General features: G+C 46.3%; 21 protein-coding genes. 19 read left to right on the top strand and 2 right to left on the bottom strand.

Annotated elements, in window-relative coordinates; genetic code table 11:
• Positions 1-25: 25 nt before the first annotated feature.
• The 16 genes from alr to EKN16_RS17850 all read left to right on the top strand — a co-directional run bounded on the left by alr (position 26) and on the right by EKN16_RS17850 (position 13,894).
• Positions 26-1,225, top strand: a complete 1,200-nt coding sequence (gene alr / locus EKN16_RS17925) for an alanine racemase (protein WP_125660149.1) — start codon at positions 26-28, stop codon at positions 1,223-1,225.
• 152 nt (positions 1,226-1,377) lie between these two features.
• Positions 1,378-1,875, top strand: a complete 498-nt coding sequence (locus tag EKN16_RS17920; RefSeq protein WP_125660146.1) for a CYTH domain-containing protein — start codon at positions 1,378-1,380, stop codon at positions 1,873-1,875.
• Positions 1,876-2,054: 179 nt separating this feature from the next.
• A complete protein-coding gene (speD, locus tag EKN16_RS17915) occupies positions 2,055-2,870 on the top strand; it encodes an adenosylmethionine decarboxylase (protein ID WP_125660144.1) in 816 nt (271 codons plus the stop codon).
• A 198-nt stretch (positions 2,871-3,068) separates the two neighbouring features.
• Positions 3,069-4,508 carry an FAD-dependent oxidoreductase gene (locus EKN16_RS17910; RefSeq protein ID WP_125660141.1) on the top strand — a complete coding sequence of 480 codons (1,440 nt, stop codon included), beginning with the start codon at positions 3,069-3,071 and terminating at the stop codon, positions 4,506-4,508.
• Between the two features lie 215 nt (positions 4,509-4,723).
• A complete protein-coding gene (locus tag EKN16_RS17905; RefSeq protein WP_125660138.1) occupies positions 4,724-5,314 on the top strand; it encodes a P-loop nucleotide/nucleoside kinase family protein in 591 nt (196 codons plus the stop codon).
• A gap of 16 nt (positions 5,315-5,330) precedes the next feature.
• Positions 5,331-5,846 carry a hypothetical protein gene (locus EKN16_RS17900; protein ID WP_125660135.1) on the top strand — a complete coding sequence of 172 codons (516 nt, stop codon included), beginning with the start codon at positions 5,331-5,333 and terminating at the stop codon, positions 5,844-5,846.
• 162 nt (positions 5,847-6,008) lie between these two features.
• The gene (locus EKN16_RS17895) at positions 6,009-6,578 is read left to right on the top strand and encodes a GNAT family N-acetyltransferase (RefSeq protein WP_125660132.1); all 570 of its coding nucleotides are present in this window, start codon (positions 6,009-6,011) and stop codon (positions 6,576-6,578) included.
• Between the two features lie 18 nt (positions 6,579-6,596).
• Complete coding sequence (locus tag EKN16_RS17890; RefSeq protein WP_125660129.1) at positions 6,597-6,938, top strand: low molecular weight protein tyrosine phosphatase family protein; 342 nt, start codon at positions 6,597-6,599, stop codon at positions 6,936-6,938.
• Positions 6,939-7,055: 117 nt separating this feature from the next.
• Positions 7,056-7,829 carry an NUDIX domain-containing protein gene (locus EKN16_RS17885; RefSeq protein ID WP_125660126.1) on the top strand — a complete coding sequence of 258 codons (774 nt, stop codon included), beginning with the start codon at positions 7,056-7,058 and terminating at the stop codon, positions 7,827-7,829.
• A 71-nt stretch (positions 7,830-7,900) separates the two neighbouring features.
• A complete protein-coding gene (locus EKN16_RS17880) occupies positions 7,901-8,443 on the top strand; it encodes a cysteine hydrolase family protein (RefSeq protein ID WP_125666393.1) in 543 nt (180 codons plus the stop codon).
• 42 nt (positions 8,444-8,485) lie between these two features.
• Complete coding sequence (locus tag EKN16_RS17875; protein WP_125660123.1) at positions 8,486-9,928, top strand: nicotinate phosphoribosyltransferase; 1,443 nt, start codon at positions 8,486-8,488, stop codon at positions 9,926-9,928.
• A gap of 193 nt (positions 9,929-10,121) precedes the next feature.
• Positions 10,122-10,325 carry a cysteine-rich CWC family protein gene (locus EKN16_RS17870; protein ID WP_125660120.1) on the top strand — a complete coding sequence of 68 codons (204 nt, stop codon included), beginning with the start codon at positions 10,122-10,124 and terminating at the stop codon, positions 10,323-10,325.
• A 184-nt stretch (positions 10,326-10,509) separates the two neighbouring features.
• Positions 10,510-11,409 (top strand): SMP-30/gluconolactonase/LRE family protein, encoded by a 900-nt coding sequence (locus EKN16_RS17865; protein WP_125660117.1) that lies wholly within the window; start codon positions 10,510-10,512, stop codon positions 11,407-11,409.
• 131 nt (positions 11,410-11,540) lie between these two features.
• Complete coding sequence (locus EKN16_RS17860) at positions 11,541-12,176, top strand: WD40/YVTN/BNR-like repeat-containing protein (protein WP_125660114.1); 636 nt, start codon at positions 11,541-11,543, stop codon at positions 12,174-12,176.
• Positions 12,177-12,197: 21 nt separating this feature from the next.
• On the top strand, positions 12,198-13,286 hold the full coding sequence (locus EKN16_RS17855; protein WP_125660111.1) for a GTPase family protein: 1,089 nt from the start codon (positions 12,198-12,200) through the stop codon (positions 13,284-13,286).
• A complete protein-coding gene (locus EKN16_RS17850; protein ID WP_125660108.1) occupies positions 13,283-13,894 on the top strand; it encodes a GTPase domain-containing protein in 612 nt (203 codons plus the stop codon). The genes EKN16_RS17855 and EKN16_RS17850 overlap by 4 nt, the downstream gene beginning before the upstream one ends.
• Positions 13,895-13,973: 79 nt before the next feature.
• On the opposite strand, the gene EKN16_RS17845 is transcribed toward EKN16_RS17850, so the two are convergent.
• Together EKN16_RS17845 and EKN16_RS17840 are read right to left on the bottom strand one after the other, a co-directional pair.
• Positions 13,974-14,795, bottom strand: a complete 822-nt coding sequence (locus tag EKN16_RS17845; protein WP_125660105.1) for a WYL domain-containing protein — start codon at positions 14,793-14,795, stop codon at positions 13,974-13,976.
• Entirely contained in the window at positions 14,782-16,110 is a 1,329-nt protein-coding gene (locus EKN16_RS17840; RefSeq protein ID WP_125660101.1) for a helix-turn-helix transcriptional regulator, read from the bottom strand. Before EKN16_RS17840 ends, EKN16_RS17845 begins: the two co-directional genes overlap by 14 nt.
• 185 nt (positions 16,111-16,295) lie before the next feature.
• On the opposite strand from EKN16_RS17840, the gene EKN16_RS17835 reads away from it, so the two are divergent.
• The 3 genes from EKN16_RS17835 (at position 16,296) to EKN16_RS17825 (ending at position 21,026) form a co-directional block, all read left to right on the top strand.
• Positions 16,296-17,087, top strand: coding sequence for a nucleotidyltransferase domain-containing protein (locus EKN16_RS17835; protein WP_125660098.1), 792 nt, complete (start codon positions 16,296-16,298; stop codon positions 17,085-17,087).
• Between the two features lie 84 nt (positions 17,088-17,171).
• Entirely contained in the window at positions 17,172-18,437 is a 1,266-nt protein-coding gene (locus tag EKN16_RS17830; protein ID WP_125660095.1) for a class I SAM-dependent methyltransferase, read from the top strand.
• A gap of 3 nt (positions 18,438-18,440) precedes the next feature.
• On the top strand, positions 18,441-21,026 hold the full coding sequence (locus EKN16_RS17825) for a metallophosphoesterase (protein ID WP_125660092.1): 2,586 nt from the start codon (positions 18,441-18,443) through the stop codon (positions 21,024-21,026).
• Positions 21,027-21,065: the final 39 nt, after the last annotated feature.

Below are 21,065 nucleotides of genomic sequence, written 5' to 3'. Positions count from 1 at the left end.
AGCATAATTGAAGGAGGATGCCCCAATGAATGTGATAAGCTACCGTGAGACGTGGGCGGAAATCTCACTAGATGCCATTAAACATAATGTCGAGACATTCAAAACGAACTTGAATGGTGATCAATGCCGCCTTATGGCTGTGGTTAAAGCCGATGGTTACGGGCACGGTGCCATCGAAGTTGCAAAGACAGCGATCCAAGCAGGCGCTGATTATATCGGCGTAGCTTTTCTGGATGAGGCGCTGCAGCTATTCTATGAGGGAATAGATAAGCCGATTCTAGTCCTCGGTTATACCCCGCCGCATTCTGTTGAAACCGCTGTGAAGCACAACATTACGTTAACCGTATTTGCCGAGGATGTGTTAGACGAAATCATAGCTTGTACCGAGCGATTAGGGCGCAGCGCCCGAATTCATCTCAAGATTGATACAGGTATGTCACGCATAGGTGTTTCCACCATAGATGAGGCGGTTGCATTGTCCCGCAAAGCAATGTCTTCACATTGGGTCATTCTGGAGGGTATGTTCACCCATTTTGCAAATGCAGACAGTGAAGATCCGTCTTATACTCGGCAGCAGTTTCAATTGTTTGCTTCATTTATCGACGATTTAAAGGAGAAACAAATCGACATCCCGATAAAGCACTGCTGCAATAGTGCGGCGATGATGAACTTTCCGGAGATGCACTTGGATATGGTACGCGTCGGTATTAGCCTATATGGCTTATTGCCATCACAAGAGGTGCTTCACGATGCCTATCCCATTCGACAAGCGATGGATTTGAAAACGAAGATCTCAGCAGTAAAGCAGGTACCCCGCAATCATGCGATTAGCTACGGCTGCACCTTCCGAACAGCAATTGACAGCACCATTGCGACCATCCCGATCGGTTATGCTGATGGGCTCTCACGGCAGCTTTCGAACAAAGGATTTGCCCTAGTGCGTGGGCAGCGAGTACCGATTGTCGGCAGAGTATGTATGGATCAAACAATGCTCGATGTTACTTCTATTCCATCTGTGCACATCGGGGATGAGGTGACGTTATTTGGCCATTCCGAAGATGGCTTTATTGCAATCGATGAAACCGCAGCGCTTATGAACACGATCAACTATGAGGTTGTTTGCGGTGTTGGAAAAAGGGTCCCGCGTGTTTATACGCAAAAGGGCTGCGTTGTACAAGCCAAAAATCACTTAATTTACGCCTATGAGGCGCTGATTACTCAATAATTCAAGTGCGTTGCGTAATTTATTGAAGGGATCTGGGGCCTACTCTAAGTGAGCATAGGTTCTGAAAAGCTGATACAATATAATGGATGGGTCTTCTCATTATGGGAGGCTCTTTTTTTAGATAATTGGTCACGCAGAGAGGATTTAATAACATGGCGATGGAAATCGAACGGAAGTTTCTGTTACTCGAATATCCGACACGGTTAATAAGTGAAGGGGAACTGAAAATACTTTCGGAAAAGAAGATAGATCAGACCTATCTGGCAATGGATGAGAATCAGGAGCTGAGAGTTCGAAGGCTTCAGGATCTCGAATCGGATGAGGTTGAATACACACATACATTCAAAATGGGTAATGGTCTATCTCGGGAAGAGATTGAATATGCCATTTCGGAGTGCATCTATGAACAAATCACGAATGCTTTTCGCGCAGTGCCGCTTACGAAGAAACGAGTAACGGCCGAATGGGGCGATATTATAGTGGAAATCGATTGTTATGATCAGATCGATATGTTGGTGCTGGAAGTCGAATTCGATTCCGAAGAGGCGGCTAATGATTTTGTTGCGCCTGACTGGTTCGGACGGGACATTAGCTCGGACAGGCAGTACAGCAACAAGAAGGTATGGAGAGAGCTTCAAGCCAAGTCATAGTTGACGATGGGATACTAGTGAGCTTTTAAGGGAAGGGGCAGCTGTCTTATATTTTTTCTTTGTAAAGGAAGTTAGATGGCGTGCAAAAAGTATTATACAAGCCCTCTTCCATGTCGATATAAATCGATGTATATTAGTTTAAGCGCCTAGGAAACATAAGGAATCAAGGGGGAGTCAGGATGGAACTTACACAAGATCAGCGTATCACATTACATGGCTTTAACAATCTTACCAAATCATTGAGTTTCAATATGTATGACATCTGTTATACGAAGACAAAAAATGAACGTGAAGCTTATATAGAGTATATTGATGAGCAATATAATGCGGAGAGGTTAACCAAAATTCTGAAGACGGTGGCCGATATTATTGGGGCGCATGTCTTGAATATAGCGAAACAGGATTACGCACCTCAAGGTGCAAGCGTGACGATGCTGGTATCAGAAGGTCCTATTGCCGATGCGACGCGGGAATCCTATGACGAATCTCCGGGACCGCTTCCAGATATCGTACTTATGCATTTGGACAAAAGCCATATTACTGTTCATACCTATCCCGAGTATCATCCCGATGAAGGTATTAGCACGTTCCGTGCGGACATTGACGTATCGACTTGTGGGGAGATTTCTCCGCTTAAAGCACTGAATTATCTTATTAGCTCATTTGATACCGATATTATGACGATGGATTACCGCGTACGCGGCTTCACAAGAGATATAAGCGGCAATAAGCTCTTTATCGATCACGATATCAGCTCCATTCAGAATTATATCCCTGAGGATGTAAAAGGCTTATTTCATATGATCGATGTGAATGTGTACCAAGAGAATATTTTCCATACCAAATGTAAGCTGCGAGAGTTCGACCTGAATAACTATCTATTCGGGTATACGAAGGATAAGCTGAGCATTGAGGAGCAGAAGGAAATAACCGAAAGCGTGAAATGGGAAATGGACGAAATCTTCTATGGCAAGAATATAACTATGGTCAAATAAGCCTGCTGCCAGTATAAGCCGCCTTCTTCACTGTTCATTCAGGTGAATAGGGTGGTTTTTTCTATGCGCGGCCCCTCTTTCTAACGCTAATGGATAATTGTGTAATTTTAGTGAAGGCAAAGGAATTCGAAGAGCTCTCTAGAATAAGGAGAGATAATCATAGCTGCGAGTCAGAAGAGCGAGAAAGGAATAGAAGATATGATAAAACGAATCCGCTATGCTCGATTGACTCTTACCTTACTCGTGCTGGCACTTTTTGCCCATCTGATCATGCCTGTTTCCCATGTGAAAGCATCCGAACACGGGTGTGGGCCGAGCTGCAGTCACTACAATGTTGTTCTTATTGGTAGTGAGATCGAAGGTATTATGCTCGCTAAGGCGGCGCATGATGAAGGTTTGTCTGTATTAATACTGGATCCGCGTGAAAAGCCGGGCGGAGAATTCATCCAAGGTCAAATGCAGGTGCTGGATCAGCCCAATGATAATCATAAGCACAGTCTTGTGCAGGGAGAGATCAAGAAGCTCTATGATGATTATCATTCAAGAAAGATTCGCAGTAATGAACAGTTTACTCGCTATTTTAACCAATTAATTCAAGGGATTCCGATGCGAAGCGGTATTACCATGGGAAAGCTGAACATTAATGCGGCTAAGCAAGAGAAGTCGATTCAATCCCTGACGTACCAAGCTAAGGATGGTTTGTCCTATAACGTTCAAGCAGATTATTGGGTGGAAAATACGGATTTTGCTGCACTGACGAGCAAGCTGAGAGTAAAGCGAATTCCAGGTCTGGAATCCGCGTTTCGAGGGAAGAAGCCAGAATATATGGCGGCAACGCTTATGCTGAAGTTCAAGCAGGTCGATTGGAATAAACTGCATCAAGAAGTGCTGAACAACTATCCGTTAACGAATGTCGATAAGAAATATGGCCCTGGCACTTATGTGGATTGGGATTATGGTACAGGCTTCAGTAACTTAACGAGTCAGTATAAACCAACTGCACCGGATCTGATGCTGCGAGGTATTAATACCACGTACTTGTCCAAAGGGAAAGTAATTATGAATGCGCTCTTGCTGTATGAGGTTGATCCTTCCAACCCTCAATCCGTACAGGCAGCAGTTGCCAAAGGAAAGAAAGAAGCGCCTCTAATCTTGAAATTTCTGCGTTCTCATATTCCGGGATACGCAAAGGCTGAACTCGATGGATTCCCAGATTACTTGTATATCCGTGATTATAATCGGTTTGAAACGGAATACGTGTTGGATTATGAGGATGTCATGTCTAGCAAAATGTATTGGGATAACGTCAGCATTGGCGGTTATGCTGTCGACCTGCAAGGAACGAAAAGGGTGCCTAAAGGAATGAATTTGGGCAAGCCGGATCGTTATGGTCTACCTCTTCGTTCCTTTGAATTGAAAGCCTATGATAATGTTCTTGTCGCAGGGAAAAATGTAGGAGCAGACGGCAAAGCATACGGCAGCGCGCGCATCATGCCAACCACAGCGCTGGCGGCTCAAACGATCGGTGTCATTTTGGGTCATGAGTTGAAGAGCAAACGGTTGAAAGAACTGACGCCTGCAGATTTTAAACGCATTGATGCGTATATGCGAAAAGACTATCATATTAAACTGAGTTAAACTCAGACAGTTCTTCGTAGTTGGCGAAGCCAAACGGAATAGATGTCTCGGTTCGTAGGCGGAATGTGGTTAATGGAGGATGTTTATTAAATATGCAGAATAGAACCTTGAGAGGAATCTCAAGGTTTGTTTTACATATGGAGCAGATTCATTTATGAACAAAACGGAAAATCGTATATAGTTAGAGGACAAGGTGAAATGGAGGTAACGCTCGCATGCGAAAACTGATTTTTGTGCTTGGTGGGGCTGGGGCGGGGAAGACAACGGTGGCTAAGGCTCTAGCGCATACACGGCGTGCTGCTTTGTTCGATATGGATACCCTATTACGGCCGGCTGCGGAGGCCATTATGACCCAAGCGGGCCTTGATCCGAATGACCGTGATTCCGCCACTTATAAGCGGCTATGCCGAGATCTCGGCTATCGGATTACGATGGATGCAGCTTTGGAAAATATAGCAATCGGGACCGATGCGATCGTTATTGGTCCGTTTACTCAGGAGACTGAGGATCCGCTGTGGCTTGAGAATGAGCTTGCGGCAATCGGCGCCACGATGAATGAGGTTGAAGTGAAGGTAGTGGTGGTTCATCTTCAGGATGAACAACTGTACCAGCAGCGAATTGAAGCAAGAAGCTCTGTTCTGGACAGGTGGAAGCTAGACAATTGGAGTCAATTCCGACGCTCTCTTACGCGCAGGGAAATCAAATGGAATCTTGCGACTGATTCTATCCTGTATTTCGATAACTCAGGGATGCTGTCTGAGGAACGATTGACCATGCTTGAACGATTTATTTATGGAAATGAGTAAGAGGAGGAATAGTCGAATGTTCGATCCGACTGTATTTGACAACCTGAAGGTCGCCATGGAGAACCAGGTCTACGATCTGGACAATCTAGATGGTAAAATCCATATTACGAACAGGATCGATCGGATGGAATTATCCGTGATGGCAAGAGTATTTGCGCTGCAATTCACATTGGTTGAACAGAAAGGAGTCACGGCTGAGATTCGCCTTGAAGCTTCACTCAAGGATTTAGCCGCAGAACTACTGGAACAGCCCGGTGAGACGCCTGCGTGTACGCTAAGGCTACGATTTTATAGACAAATTGAGGATGTAGAGAAGCAGTGCAAACAAATAGAAACGATTATTAAGGGGATCTGGCAGCCAGAGCTGCAAGCGAAACAAACGATTAGTTTCGTTTATGGTCAATATCCGGCAAGCTATAATCTTACTGTTGAGCTGAAGTTCAATCGTAAGATTAGTGAGGATCAAATGGATGATATTCCCGATTTGCTTCAGCATGTGTTAAGGACACTGCGGGAGCTGGGCGGGGAATAGGGCGCGAATCCATCCACCTATGACTCCCGGATTCAAAGCGGATGTTATTCGGATAAGCTCAGACCAAGCGAACGTCGTACTGAAGGTGTGAATAATGCTCACCTGAAGGAGAGAGCGTTCTACGATCTACCCATTAAGAAGAAGATACAGAAAGGAAATCAGATGAATATTGACGTGGTTTTTGAACAGTTCCCTATATTGAAATCAGATGCCATCCTTTTGAAAAAGATTGAAGACAGTCACTTGGATGATGTGTATGAAATTTATAGTAATGACAAGGTGTTTGAATTCTGCGGTATTATTCCCAAGCATAATAAAAGTACGGTACAGAACATGATTGGCCATTTTGAACGTGATTATTATAAGCGATCTAGAGTAAAATGGGGCATATTCGCTACTGCTGAGAGTAGTCAGCTAGTTGGTATTATAGAGGCGCTAGATTTCGATCAAAAGGTGAACAAGGTGACGATTGGCTACTTTTTGGCGGAGTCGCAATGGGGTAAGGGGATTGCTGCTGCAGCGGTGCAGCTCCTAGTTAAATACTTATTTGAGGAAGTTAACGTAAATCGTATACAAGCAGAAGTGATGCCTCTCAATGATCGATCGAAGCGGGTACTGTTAAAGAACGGCTTCGTTCTTGAGGGAACGTTAAGGCAGGCTGCGTTGTGGTCAGGCAAGGGTGTCGTTGATTTAGAGATGTATAGTATCCTTAAAGTAGATTATATGAAATGAGTTAAGAAGGGAAGTTGAATGGATATTAGGGTAAAAGTTCTGTTCGTATGCAGCCATAACAAGTGGAGAAGTCTAACGGCAGAGAAGATTTTCTCTGGTTATGAGGGGTTTGAGGTTAGATCAGCGGGTACGGAGGATGCTGCCCGAATCAAGCTCACAAGCGGGCATGTTGGCTGGGCGGATGTTATTTTTGCAATGGAGAAGAAGCATATAAGGCGGATAAATGATAAGTTCCGTGATCTACTTCTAGGCAAGCAGCTGATCTGTCTAGATATTCCGGACGATTATCGATTCATGGACGAGGAGCTTATCGAGATTCTTAAGGGAAGAGTAGCGGAGTATTTGGATATTACGGAGTAGGGGAGAAAGATTGAATATGCAAGTTGACTTCCTGATCTTTATTATGTCATAATGAGTTTATTAAAGTGATAATATAAAGTCGAGCTGCTAAAATAGCTACCCAAAAAGGTGATAACGATGAACGACCCGATCGAGAATGAAGTGAACTACACGGCTAATAAGTACCGAACACCAGATGGCGCCCCCGCGGATATTGTGATCTTCACCATTACATCCACGGAGAGAAACGCGGCGAAAAAGTCGCTTCCGCATCGTGAGCTGCAGGTGCTGCTCATCCAGCGCAAGCATTGGCCTTATGAAGGACAGTGGGCGCTGCCGGGCGGTTTCTCTCAGGAATCGGAGACGATCTATGAAAGCGCGAAGCGCGAGCTTGCAGAAGAGACTGGGGTCGCGAATGTTCACATGGAGTATTTCAATGTATACAGCACACCGGGACGTGACCCAAGGGGATGGATGATCTCTCATGCTTTCTTCGCCCTAGTAAATGAATCACTCCTATTGAACAGACGAGCAGCAGATGATGCGGCTGATGTCAGACTGTTCACAGTGGAAGAGGCGCTGAAGATGGATCTGGCTTTCGACCATGAGCTCATTGTCAAGGATGCTCTGCATCAGATCCAGCAAAAGATGCGCACGACGACCATTGCCAAAGAATTTCTGCCTTCTGAGTTTACGATTAGCGAGCTGTATCAGGTTATTCAGACGGTAGTACTGGACTTCGAAGAGAGCAATTTTGTTCGTAAAATTACCTCCACGCAAAGTCGCAAAGGAATCATAGAAGAGGTGCGAGACCTTCACGGTAATCTGAAAATGTCCAATCGTTATTCGCAACGGGCAGCACAGCTGTACCGATTTAATGATTATGAGCCTCAGCTGTCGATCTACAGCTAGGCCTTATTTTTCCATCATTGATATTGTCGTATTGAAGGTATGAGGAAGCCATTCTAAGGAGGTTATGCATGATGAAAGCATTAATTGTGATTGATTACACGGTTGATTTTGTCATTGGGAAGCTGCCTTGCGGACAGCCAGGGATCGATATTGAGGGACGGATAGCTGCTTTGACAGAGAGATTCGTAGCGGATGGAGATTTCGTTGTTATGGCGGTTGATCTGCATGATGAGGCCAATTTCTATCATCCTGAGAATAAGCTGTTCCCACCTCACAATATAAAGGGTACAGATGGTAGGCATCTCTACGGCAAGCTGGGCGAGGTCTATCAAGCGGATGAGGAGAAGATCTACTGGATGGATAAAACGAGATATAGTGCATTTTGCGGAACGGATCTGGAGCAGCGGCTTCGGGAAAGAAGGATTACGGAGCTCCATCTAATCGGCGTGTGTACAGATATCTGCGTTCTGCATACGGCAGTTGATGCTTATAACAGAGGCTTCCGAATTTATGTTCATGCGGATGCTGTAGCAAGCTTCAATCCAGCTGGTCATGCGTGGGCGCTAGGCCATTTTGCTCAGACGCTTGGGGCCGAGGTTATCGAAGGTTATTAAGTGGAACCCTACTATAGAGGATAAGAGAAGGATGTGCAGCAGATGACTTATGAGAATCTAACGCTTCATACAGATAAATATCAAATTAATATGATGTATGCACACTGGGTGCAGGGGAGCTTGAACGATAAAGCGGTGTTCGAAGCGTACTTCCGCAAGCTTCCTTTTAACGGAGGGTATGCGGTATTCGCTGGACTTGAGAGAATCGTTCATTATGTGCAAAATTTGCGGTTCGGTGATGACGAGATCAACTATCTGCGTGAGCAGGAAGAGAATTATAAGGAAGAATTTCTAGAGGAGCTCCGTAATTTTCGCTTTACAGGCAACCTGTATGCGATGCAGGAGGGCACGCTTGTTTTTGCCAATGTACCTTTAATTCGCGTCGAAGCTCGTGTATTCGAAGCGCAGCTAATCGAGACGGCACTGCTGAACTTTATGAACTTCCAGACGTTGATCGCGACCAAAGCTTCGCGAGTTAAGCAAGTGGCGGAGAATGATATTCTAATGGAATTCGGTACAAGACGTGCGCAAGAAGCGGATGCGGCCATATGGGGTGCACGTGCTGCTTACATCTCAGGCTTCCATGCTACATCGAACATGCGCGCAGGCATGCTGTTCGGTATTCCGACGAAGGGGACTCATGCTCATGCGTGGGTGCAAGGGCATGACACGGAGGAGGAGGCTTTTCGCAAATATGCAGAGGCACTTCCTGATCAGGTAACGCTGCTGGTAGACACGTACAACACGCTTAAAAGCGGCGTTCCTAATGCCATTCGAATCGCGCGCCAATTGGAGCTGCAGGGTAAGCGAATGAACGCGATTAGACTGGATAGCGGTGACCTTGCCTACCTCTCCCAGCGTGCGCGTGAAATGCTGGATGAAGCCGGCTTCCCTTATGTGGCAATTGTAGCCTCGAATGATCTGGATGAGAGCATCATCTTTAACTTGAAGGCGCAAGGCGCTCGGATCGACTCATGGGGCGTCGGCACACAGCTCATTACAGCTGCTGATCAGCCTGCGCTTGGCGGGGTGTATAAGTTAGTCGCAAGGGAGAAAAATGGCGAATATGTACCTGTAATCAAAGTATCCGGTAACCCGGAGAAAATGACGAATCCCGGTTTTAAGGATGTCTATCGGATCGTCAATAAGCAGACAGGGCGGGCGGAAGCGGACTATATCGCCCTGCAAGAGGAAGATGATGTGAAGAGAGAAGAGAGGATTAAGCTCTTTGACCCCGTTCATCCCTATATTCACAAGTTTATCGAGGGTTATGAGGCAATTCCACTGCTGCATGCGATTTTTGTTCAAGGGGAGCTGGTGTATGAGCTGCCGACGCTTGATACAATCCGAGCCCATCATGAGGAGCAAATCCGTTTATTCTGGCCGCAATATTTGCGTAAATTGAATCCAGAGACGTACCGCGTTAATTTGAGCGTACGTGCGTGGCAGCTGAAGATGGATCTGATTCATCAGCATCAAGAATAAACGGAGAGGATTATACTTTGCATTTTCTGCTAGAGGAATAGGATTACGCATATTCTAACGAGCGCTATGGTGAGCATATGAGCAATGGCTTTGGCTATCCAACTAGTCGCATAGTTTTGGCTCTAATTAAAAGGGATGTCGAGCAAGTTAAGTAAAATGAGATAAAGCGTTGCTGTAGGAGGCGTAGTTTCTTGTGGATAACGAAAACAAACATGTTGATGAGAGTCGTTGCCCCTTATGTGGTTGTGTAAATCAATGCAGCGTTGAAAGCGGCGATTGTTGGTGCTTTCATACGACGGTGCCGCAAGAGCTGCAAGATCGAGTTCCGGCAGAGCTGCGAGGAAGAGTGTGCATTTGTCGCATATGCGTGGAAGAATTCAAAGCGAATAGGGTCTAATCTCTAATTAGTATAAACATAGGGGGTAGAAGAGGGAACTCCTATGAATCTGAAACGTATAATCGGTTTAGAGGTGAATGAAGTATAAGGTGGATGAATCTTGTGCTCGCTCGCGGTCTGCGTTTTGTTACATATAGAGATAGAGAGATACCATATGAATACGTTATCGGGAGAGTTGATAGTTATGAGATCACATGAGCATGCACATGAGGCGGAGCTTTTCTTAGATGCAGAGGCGATTCTGGCTGAGGGGCCGTGCTGGAATGCTGAGCAAGGGAAGCTGTACTGGGTAGATATCCAAGGAGAGAAGTTCTGCAGGGTTGATCCTCGTACTGGCTTGAACGAGGTATTCCCGATTGGTAAACCGGTGGGTGCGGTCGTCTGTGCGGGGGGAGAGCGTGTAATGCTGGCAACAAAAGATGGATTCGAAAGCTATGATTGCAGTACGCAGCAGCTTACATCTGTTGTTGATCCCGAGGCGCATCTTCCTGAGAATCGATTTAATGATGGCAAATGTGATTCCGCAGGCAGGCTCTGGGCTGGGACCATGGAAGCTGTGGAGGTACATGTATGTGGCTCTCTGTATGTGCTGGAAGCAGATTGCAGTTATAGAAAAATGCATGATGACGTGTTTGTCTCCAACGGTCTTGCTTGGAGTCCGGATGATAAGGAAATGTACTATATTGACTCTATGAAGCAGACTGTTACTGCTTTTGAATTCGATGTCTTAACAGGCAGCATTAGCAACCCTAGGCTGTTGATTGATTTTCAATCCGAACCAGGCTATCCTGACGGGATGACGGTCGATGAGGAAGGTATGCTCTGGATTGCGCATTGGGACGGCTGGCAAGTATCTAGGTGGGACCCGAGAACTGGCCGCAAGATAGATTCGGTCTTTGTGCCAGCAGCGAAGGCTACCTCTTGTGCATTCGGCGGGGAAAATTTGGATATCTTATACATTACAACAGCACGGGTTGGGTTAGATGAAGAGCAGCTTAGCAATCAGCCGCATGCGGGTGGTATTTACTCATTCAAGCCTGGTGTTAAAGGAACGCGGACTTATTCGTTTGGTGAAATGAAGTAATTAGGCCGTGCAAGTAAGACCAGTCCAGTCCAGTCCAGTAATCCGAGTCCGGTAGGCAATATGAGGAAACATAATGATTCGTCCCAACGTCTGATAAGAAAGTCATACTTAGACGAAAGGGGTTGGGTACGATGAAGAGAATCTCCATCATTTCGTTCATGCTCCTGTTGGCATTAACGGGTTGTCAGTCAACCACTAATGATCATTCATCAAGCAATTCGGATAGCGCCAAAGATAGTTCTACAACGAAGGATAGTTCAACTTGGCCGATTCCCAAGCTACCGTTTCAATTCGATTGGGAGAAGCATACCCAGCCTGAGGGCGTGTTCCTCTCTACCGCAGCACAAGGACTAACCAGCTGGATCATGCTGACTTCGGAGCCAGCAGCTGGACTTATGGACAAAACGCTATATAAAACGAGCAATGGCGGGAAGTCGTGGGTTTATGTAAAGGATGTTTCGCTCATCGTGGATGGGTATGTGACGGGGATTGCTTTTCGCAACGATAAGAATGGTTGGATTGCAGCTACCCAGCATGGGGAAGCCCTGCTGCCCTTATACAGAACGACGGACGGCGGGAAAACCTGGTTGATTCAAAAGATTGAAATTCCAGCAGCCTATAAATATGGTAACGCCTACCCGCCTGTTTTTGATCCGAAGAACAGCTCTGTAGGAACATTGAAGATCGAATTTGTTAACGAATCCACTAAAAATATGACCTCTTATATAACCTCAGATGGTGGTCAGACATGGAAGCCGGAAGAATAAGGTACGCAGGGTAGGATAATCATGAGTATGTTATCATCGATATCAATTTGGTCCATGGAAGGTGCAGAGCCTATGAATATTCGCGAAGATGCTGAGAAGCTGCGTCAAGATATTGAGGATGAACAGAACCTGAAGTTGAAAATCGCTTTGTTCGGCCAGCCTGGAGCAGGAAAGTCCTCGCTAATCAATCTGATCGTCGGACAACCGGTAACGCAAACCGGTGCAACGACTGATATGACAACCGAAGCAAAGGTTATCGAGCATGAAGAGCTGCTGCTAGTTGATCTGCCTGGTTATGGGACGTCCAAGTTTCCACCAAATAAGTGGATGGAGCAGTTTCAGCCGGAAGAGCTTGATCTATTCCTGTGCGTGTTTGCCTCTAAGTTCCACGAAGCGGATACGACGTTCTTCAAGCAATTGAAGGAGAAGGGCAGAGTTTGCATCTTCGTGCGGAACAAACAGGATGATCTGTGGGAAGAAGGCAAAACAACGGAGCAGCTGGAAGCGGAAATTATCGCGGATGTCCACAAGCATGTAGGGTCTGCTGAGAACGTGCATTTCGTCAGCTGTCGTACGAAAGCTGGACTAACTGAGCTAGTCGATGCAATCTATGCAGCTCTTGATCCGGCCAAAAGAGAGAAATACGCTCGTTCGGCCAAAGCCTACAGCAAGGAGCATTTGGAAGCGAAGAAAGCGGCTTGTGAGAAATCCGTCTACAAGTATGCCGGACTGGCAGCTGCGAACGGCTTGAATCCTGTGCCAGGCGTAAACATTGGCGTCGATATCTCAATCATGCTCAAGCAGTTCAATGATATTCGCAAATCCTATGGCCTCAGCGACGAAAAAGTGAACAAGCTGATCCCTTCCTTGCTGCCTATTGGCAAAAGAGTGCTTGAATATTCAACGAAGGAAGGAATCATGATCCTACTGAAGCGATATGCAGGCAGAGAAGCTTCTATACAAATCGGGCGTTACGTACCGTTTGTAGGCCAAGCAATTGCCGCTGCTGCGGGATTCGGCATGACTCTCGCAGCAGGCAAGTCCTACCTGAATGACTGTCATCAGCTTGCGGAGCAAATCCTAGAAGAAGAGCTCGGGATCCGACAATGATACTGCGGAAGAAGAAATCGGCTTCATCCTTATCTGTTCAGCCTCCAGCCCGGACGGTTCTAGAGCATAATCTGATTCGTCTACGTGCAGAGCTATCGCTATATCGAGACCAACGTAAGGTTGCGGTATTGGGACAGCCGGGAGCGGGCAAATCGACGCTGCTGGATCTGATCACCCTTGGGCGCTGTAGTCCAAGACCCGTCATAGGTCAGCAGACGGATGCAACGAATTGGAGTACGAGTCTTAATATTCCGCTTCTTCACCATTACGAGCATACCGTATTCGTTGATGCACCGGGTTATGATACGCTTGCACATCCAGTGGAAGCGTTCCTGAAGGTGTTCCCATTCAGTGAGTTCGATCGACTTCTTCTTGTGTTAAAGGGGAAAATATATGAGTCTGATGATCGGCTGTGGCAGTGGTTGAAAAGCCATTCCTTTTCGAAGAAGCTGCTGGTTGCGCGCAGCTTCGCTGAAGGGCTCTCCGATCTGGAGTTAGCTGAGGTCCGAACAGAATATGCCGAGAGGTTCGATGGGCAGGCAGTGATGTTCAGCAACCGAGATAAGCGTGGAATTGAAGAGATAAAAGCGTTTGTTGGCATAGCGTAAGAGTGATCGCATACCTATTGGATGAACAAAGCGGCAAGTAAACGACGGAGAGGTCGTTTACTTGCCGCTTTTGTATTTATCAGGAGTCTAGCAACGAAGATGGAGTAACCCCATATCTCGCCAAAGCTTTTGTCGATGCTTCCAACATGCGCCTTTTCAAATAGTCGCTTTCTACGACACGCACCCTTTTGCCTAAGAAACGGATCTTGGATAACACGTATTCGCCCTCATCGCCAAGAATGTTTATCTGAATGCAATAGGTTCGAGTCTCCGAGTCATATTCAACTTCCTTCTCAAAGCAGGAGAAGGCATACAGGATTCGAGAAAGCTCCTTATTATAAGCGGGGACAACCTCGATTCGTGCCGTTTGTTTGCGTTTGTCTCGAATTCGATTGATTGTAGAAAGACCCTGCTCATATTGGCTTTCATGCAGAGGCTTTCCCATAACAGTATGAATCTTAACCACTCGTGTGCTCATTAAGCTTCTATGCCTAAGATGGTACCAGAGCAGGTACCACTCCCGCTTGACCATGGAATATTCCAGCTTGTAGGGAATCCCCTGCTGATCGGCATGAATTTGTCCGTCCTTAATCGCATAGGTGATGCGAATGCCGCTTCGCTCCAGAATCAATCGCCGTAAGGAACGCAGGAGCGGGTGGTATACCTGCTTCTCCAAGCTGCGAGCCTTCTCTTCAAAATGCTCGCTCATCGCTATTTCTTCATCTTCCAGCAGAATGGTCTGAAGCTTCAGTCTTGTACCCTCCGAGAAGGCATCGCAAGCAGAGGGGTGCTGCAGCATCGTTTTGAGCCATGACCGTTCATGTGAGGTGACCATGAATGTGCCTGAATCCTCAAGGCGGGAGATGACCTGATAGTTGAATATTTTCTCAAATAGATGCATAGTAGGCCGCAATCTCCTTCCATTCCGCAATCATTTCCCGCCGAAGCTGATTGGGCGCCAATATCTCACAGCTGGAGCCAAAGCTGCGCAGCCACGGTCTGATCTCCGTGATGCCATTGACGAGAATTTCATAGATGAATGATTCTTCCTCTTCCTCCACAATCTGTCCCCATTGCCCTTGAAGCAGCACACGCTCCCTTATGAAATTCGGCCCTGTGTCACCGGGGTTAAAAAACCGAACACGCACGGTAACCGGCTGTCCCGTGTCGATTAACCAGCTGTATTGAATTTGTGCCTCAAGTGTACGAAGCCGCTCTTGATAGAACGCTTCGGAGATAGGCTCACCCTCTTCCCCGATCTGTGTCATGCCCTCAAGCCGATATTTCCTTATCCCTTCGCGGCTATGCGACAGCAGATACCATCTGCCATATTGGTGGTCATAGATGACCTTCACAGGAAGTGTCGTGTGGGTGCTCCCTTCGGTCTCGCGTTCGAAGAGGGGATTGGTGTTCTTGGAGGCATAGCTCTTATCTGACTTAGGTGAGAAATAAATAAAGCTGACCTTGCGTCGATTGCGAATAGCCGCTAGCAGCGTGAACAAGTGTGCCTCATCCAATATACGGGAGTGATAGTGGTACTTGTATAGGAAAGGCTCCATCGCCTGCTTACTGGCTTCAGGGTCGGCATAGCTCCGCGCAACGTTCTTCTTCAAGCCATCACGGAGCAAATAACCTTGAACCGACGGTACCTGCGTATTCGCCATCACATCCACGAAGTCGTATAAATCCAGCAGCTCATCCTCAGATAAAGCCTGAACAAGCTCATTCTGAATGCGATAACGGGAAGGTCGGGGGCCTGGCACGCGTTTAATAACCCCTACCTCCTCCAAATATTTGAGATCTGAACGGATTGTCTTCTCGTCAGGGAATAGTGTGGAATTTGAAGCGGGATCATTGCAGCATACATCCAGAAGCTCCATCGCAGTTAGCGGCTTCTCATGCAGGGCGGCTAAGACCAGCGAGAATCGGTGACTCTCCGACTCCTTCAGAGACTTCGCGCGAAATAGAAACAAGAGCATAGGATCCGTAGAGTCGTAGTAGTTGAAACGAATCATCTCTGCGAATTCTTTGCCTTGCTCCTCGGGCAGCTGCTGGTACATGCTGTTTACGATTTCCTTGAGCTTGCGCAGCGTCTTATCGAATGTATGCACCGAGATGCCGAGCCGGTCTGCAAACTGTTGGCGACTGTACGCGCCACTCGTTAGGACGAGCATACGCAGAAACTGAATTTCTTTATCAAAGCTTTCTTTTGCCATATGAATCCTCCGGTGGTTGATACTACTAGTTCCATTGTAACAGGGGGAGGGGCGTGCGAATATGGGGAAGTTTAGGGCATGATTTTTGTCGTCGCCATACTTTCACCATGTTCGCCCGGATGGAAATAGGAGACAATAAACCCAGTAGTAATAGGGCAATAATAGGGCAGTAAGGAGTTGTTATTATGACCGCATATAACCGTGAGCAAATCTGTGAACAATTACGAATCATTGAACAAGAAGAACAAGTACGCATATTGTATGCCTGTGAGTCCGGCAGCCGGGCGTGGGGGTTTCCATCCAGGGACAGCGACTATGATGTGCGGTTTCTCTATATTCGTCCTACAGATTGGTATTTGTCTATCTTCGATAAAAGAGATGTTATCGAACGGCCGATCAGCGATTTACTGGATATTAATGGCTGGGATATAAGAAAAGCATTGAATCTCTTTCGCAAATCTAACCCGCCGCTGCTTGAATGGCTGCAGTCTCCGATGATTTATTCGGAGCCGTATACGATAGCTGAGCAGATTCGCGCGCTATCGCCGCTTGCCTTTTCGCCAAAATCCTGTATGTACCACTACCTGCATATGGCTCGCGGCAACTATCGGATGTATCTCCAAGGGGATCAAGTGAAAATTAAAAAGTATTTCTATGTTCTCCGCCCCCTCTTAGCGTGCCAATGGATTGAACGCAGCAGCACAATGCCGCCGATTGAGTTCGACATCTTAGTGGATGCACTAGTCCCAGAGGGAAGTGAATTAAAAGCAGCTATTCAGGAGCTGCTCATTAGGAAGAAGTCAGGTGAGGAACTAGATAATGAGCCTAGAATCCTCCCGATCAATGCGTACATTGAAGAGTGCCTCACTTATTATGAGAGAGCTGCAGGCTCCATGCCAACGGCTAATGAACCGCAGGACGAGCGGCTGGATGAGCTGTTCCGAGCTGCTTTGCAAGAAGTCTGGCAAAAAGGATAGAAGCACGAACGAAGACGGTGTTTAGACGGAAGCAGATGCGATCGAACCCAATTCTGATACGAATAAAGTTAGGAGAAGATGCAAGTGGCAATCGTTCAACTGAAATCTACGAATCCGAATTTCACCTTTCTAATTAAGAAGAACCCCAATACCGGGATGCAGCTGAGGTCCGTCCGCAAGGGTATAGCTTATGGCTGGTATACCGATGACGCTGTATTCAATGTTTACTTCAAGGATGCTGACAATGAGATTTCCTATAAACAGCATGAGAATGAGAACTTCGAATATCTCAATGTATCTCGGTATAACACGCCATTATTCCCGTTAAATGCGATTAATGAATTTTTCTCACACCCGCTGAAAGGGCAGGATGAACGGGATATTGAGGGCTACGAGCATACCTTCTTCATTCCTTTCATCCATATTGAGATGATGCGTTACATTGACTATTTCGCCAAGCATCTGAAGGACTATTCCTTCAGCATTGAGCATCAGGCACATAAAAGCTACTCACTGACGGTTACCACATCCAAGAGTGTCTATCAGCTGCTGCATGTGGTCAGTGTACTTTGTTTATTCTTATCCATGTTCAGTGATGAGTACATCGACATCTCGGATAATATTTTGGACAAGTATATCAGGAGTATTAACGTGATCGATGCGCCATTCTATATTCGCAGCCTGTTCGTAAGAAACTTTCTATCGACTAGAGAGCGATTCAAGCGTTACAAGTCAGTGGTTGAGCAAACGAGTCGGTATGAGATCCGCTTTGACTTTGGGGGGACGGCATTGCAGCGGAGGAGCTTCATCAGCTCGCAGCTTCCCTTCAATAAGCCTATTCTGGATATTGGCTGTGGCGAAGGTTATTATGCGATTCCGCTGGCTGGGAAGCTCGAAAACAGCTACTATGCGATTGATATTAATGAAGAGTTGCTTGAGATTGTGAAGCGCAAGGCTGAATCCAAGCAGATCGATAACATTATCACTTTCAACGCGATCGATGGTTTCTTAGCTGCCTATAACGGGGAGCAGGTAGACATCATCCTGACGGAAGTCATTGAGCATATGAGCAAAGAGGAAGCACAGGCATTTATCCTTCATATAGGTAAGGAAGTCAGCTTTGATCGCTTTATCATTACGACGCCGAACTCCGATTTCAACCTATATTACGAATTAAGCGAATTCAGACATGACGATCATAAATGGGAAATGGGTACAGTTGCTTTTCAGCAATGGTTCTCTTCTATGATGGAGGGAACGGAATATACATTCGAATTCGTTGCGATTGGCGACCAGGTTAATGGCATTCAGACTACGCAAGGTGTTATTTTGCAGGGGAAGGGGGACTAGAAAGTGGAGATTCAAACGAAGGTTCATACGATTTTTCTAATGATCGGATCAACGGAATGCGGCAAAACAACCTTTGCAAAGGAAGTCCTTATGCCGCAGCTAAAATTTGCTGATGAAAGTAAGAACAGTAAATCCAATGTGCAATATATCTCGTCGGATAGCATTCGCCAAGAGATTCTTGGGTTTGATTACGATAAATACGACAATGTTATGCTGGAGGCAAGCTCGCAGGCCTTTCATCTCTTGTTCGAGCGATTGAAAGTGTCGACATCCTTTCCCATTAATGCGGAGTTTGTCATCGTAGATACTACTGGTCTAGCAGAGGACTTCCGCGGGAAGATCCGAGACATTGCTTATGAGAACAACTATAACGTTGAGGTGATCTTGTTCGACTATCGCAACCGCGAAGACTACTATGCCTCTGACCGTTCGAAGAAGCTTATTACCAATCATTTGAATCGTTTGAAAAAGGATGTGTTAGGCTCCCTCTCAAGAGAGGGCTACTCGAAGATCCACAAAATCCGTGCGAAGGATTTCTATTCAGTCACGGAGCAGCAGGCGAATCCCGACTACAAAGTGGTAGTGGAGGATCTGGATGCATACTGTGCTACGATCCTTCCGAACAATCAGAAGTACATTATTATCGGAGATGTGCATGAGTGCATTCACGAACTTCAAGGACTGCTGCTTGATTATGGGTACAAGATTGAAGGGAATAAGTTAGTTGTCGAGTCCAATCTTCAGGATACGAAGCTTATTCTGGCAGGAGATTGGATCGATAAAGGCAAGCATACGAAGGCTATTGTGGAGTTCCTCTATGAGAATCAGGAGCATTTTCTATTTGTACTTGGCAATCATGAGAATTTCGTAGATAAATTTATTCGAGGTGAGATCAAGGGAGTGGATGAGGAATTTCTTCATACGTACTTTGATTCTACCCAGGCACTGCTGAAGGATTGGGAGCTGCTGGAGAAATTCCAAGCGCTTGTGGCCAAATCCAAACCCTTCTTCCGGTTGAATGGTGCGCAAGGGCCGTCATTCTATGTTACCCATGCGCCATGTATGAACAAATACCTCGGTAAGCTAGACTCGAATTCGATTCGCCATCAGCGCAATTATAGAGTGAATCGTAATGCTCCGCTGCAGGAGCAGCTTGATTTCCTCAGGGAAGAAGCGGTAGGAAATCACCCTTATCATGTGTTTGGGCATATTGCAGCGAAGCAGGCTTTCCGTATTAAGAATAAGCTTCATATTGACTCTGGCAGTGTACATGGCAATATGCTGACAGCGGTAAGCATCTCCTTCAAGCCATTCTTCAAGTCTCATAAGTCCAAGCAAGCTGAGTTGACCGAAGAGCTGCCTGTATTATTCCAAGAGGCTCGAAAGGTCTCTATCCAGGATCTCGACAATCAAGAGATTCGAAGACTGCACTATTGCTCACGGAATAAAATCAACTTTATCTCCGGAACGATGTCACCTGCCAACAAGGATGAGGCCGCGGGTGAGCTGGAGTCCTTGCGGAGAGGTCTGGACTATTTTGTACAGCAAGGACAGCAGGAAGTTGTACTTCAGCCTAAGTATATGGGCTCACGCTGCAATATTTATTTGCATAAGGATGTCACACAATCCTACGGTGTCAGTCGTAATGGCTACAAGATCAGCCAAGTCGATCTATCCGGAATTTATGCGCAGCTGCTCAAGAAATTCGGAGATTATATGGAGAGTCATGCCATTGAGATGCTTATCCTCGATGGCGAGCTTTTACCGTGGAAGGCTTTGGGTGATGGGTTAATCCAGAAGCAGTTCAAGCCGATCGAGAAGGCGCTGGAGACAGAGCTGGAATTTCTGCAGCATAGCGGCTTTGAACAAGCTTACTCCAAACTGACGCTTGCCTATGAAGCTAGCGGCTTCGAGAAGGATCAATATCATATCTCCAAGTCAGAGTTAAGCGATAAATACGGGTCGAGTGTCTATCAGAACTATAAGTATGTTCGTGAGGTGGGGAAGACGAATGTCCCTTTGAGCGATCATGTGAAGGCGTATCAAACCTATAAGAAACAGCTGGAATTATATGCGCTGGACGCTGAGCTGGCGTATCAACCTTTTGCCATATTGAAGATTGTTTATGAGAATGGGGAAGAGCAAATTCCTGACTGGACAACCTCGAGGATGTATCGCTTCGTATCAGAGGAAGAGTGCTTGGTAGTGAACCTCTCGGATCCCGATTGCTATGAGCAGGCGGAGCTTTATTTCTCCAAGCTGACGGTGGCAAACCATATGGAGGGCGTTGTTATTAAACCCGAGGTTGTAAGGGAAGGCAGCGTTCCCCATATGAAGGTCCGCAATGCTGACTATCTGTCTATCGTCTATGGATACGATTACCGTTTCCCTCACAAGTACAATAAGCTGATGAAACAGAAGAACATTAGCTCGAAGCTGCGCACATCAGCCAGTGAGCATCAGTTAGGGAATAAGCTGCTATCTATCAAGTTGAGCGAGATTAATCCTGACAATGACGTGTTTAAAGGAGCAGTAGCGAACCTGCTGTTCGAGGTGTCTAAGGAAAAAGAGATTGATCCGAGGCTGTGATAGTAGTGCCAAGTTAGTCTCACATTCAATTAACATTTG

Source organism: Paenibacillus baekrokdamisoli, from assembly GCF_003945345.1.
Taxonomy (GTDB): domain Bacteria; phylum Bacillota; class Bacilli; order Paenibacillales; family Paenibacillaceae; genus Paenibacillus_Z; species Paenibacillus_Z baekrokdamisoli.
Note: the sequence above shows the minus strand (reverse complement) of the source record. Positions and strands in the feature narration are given on the sequence as shown.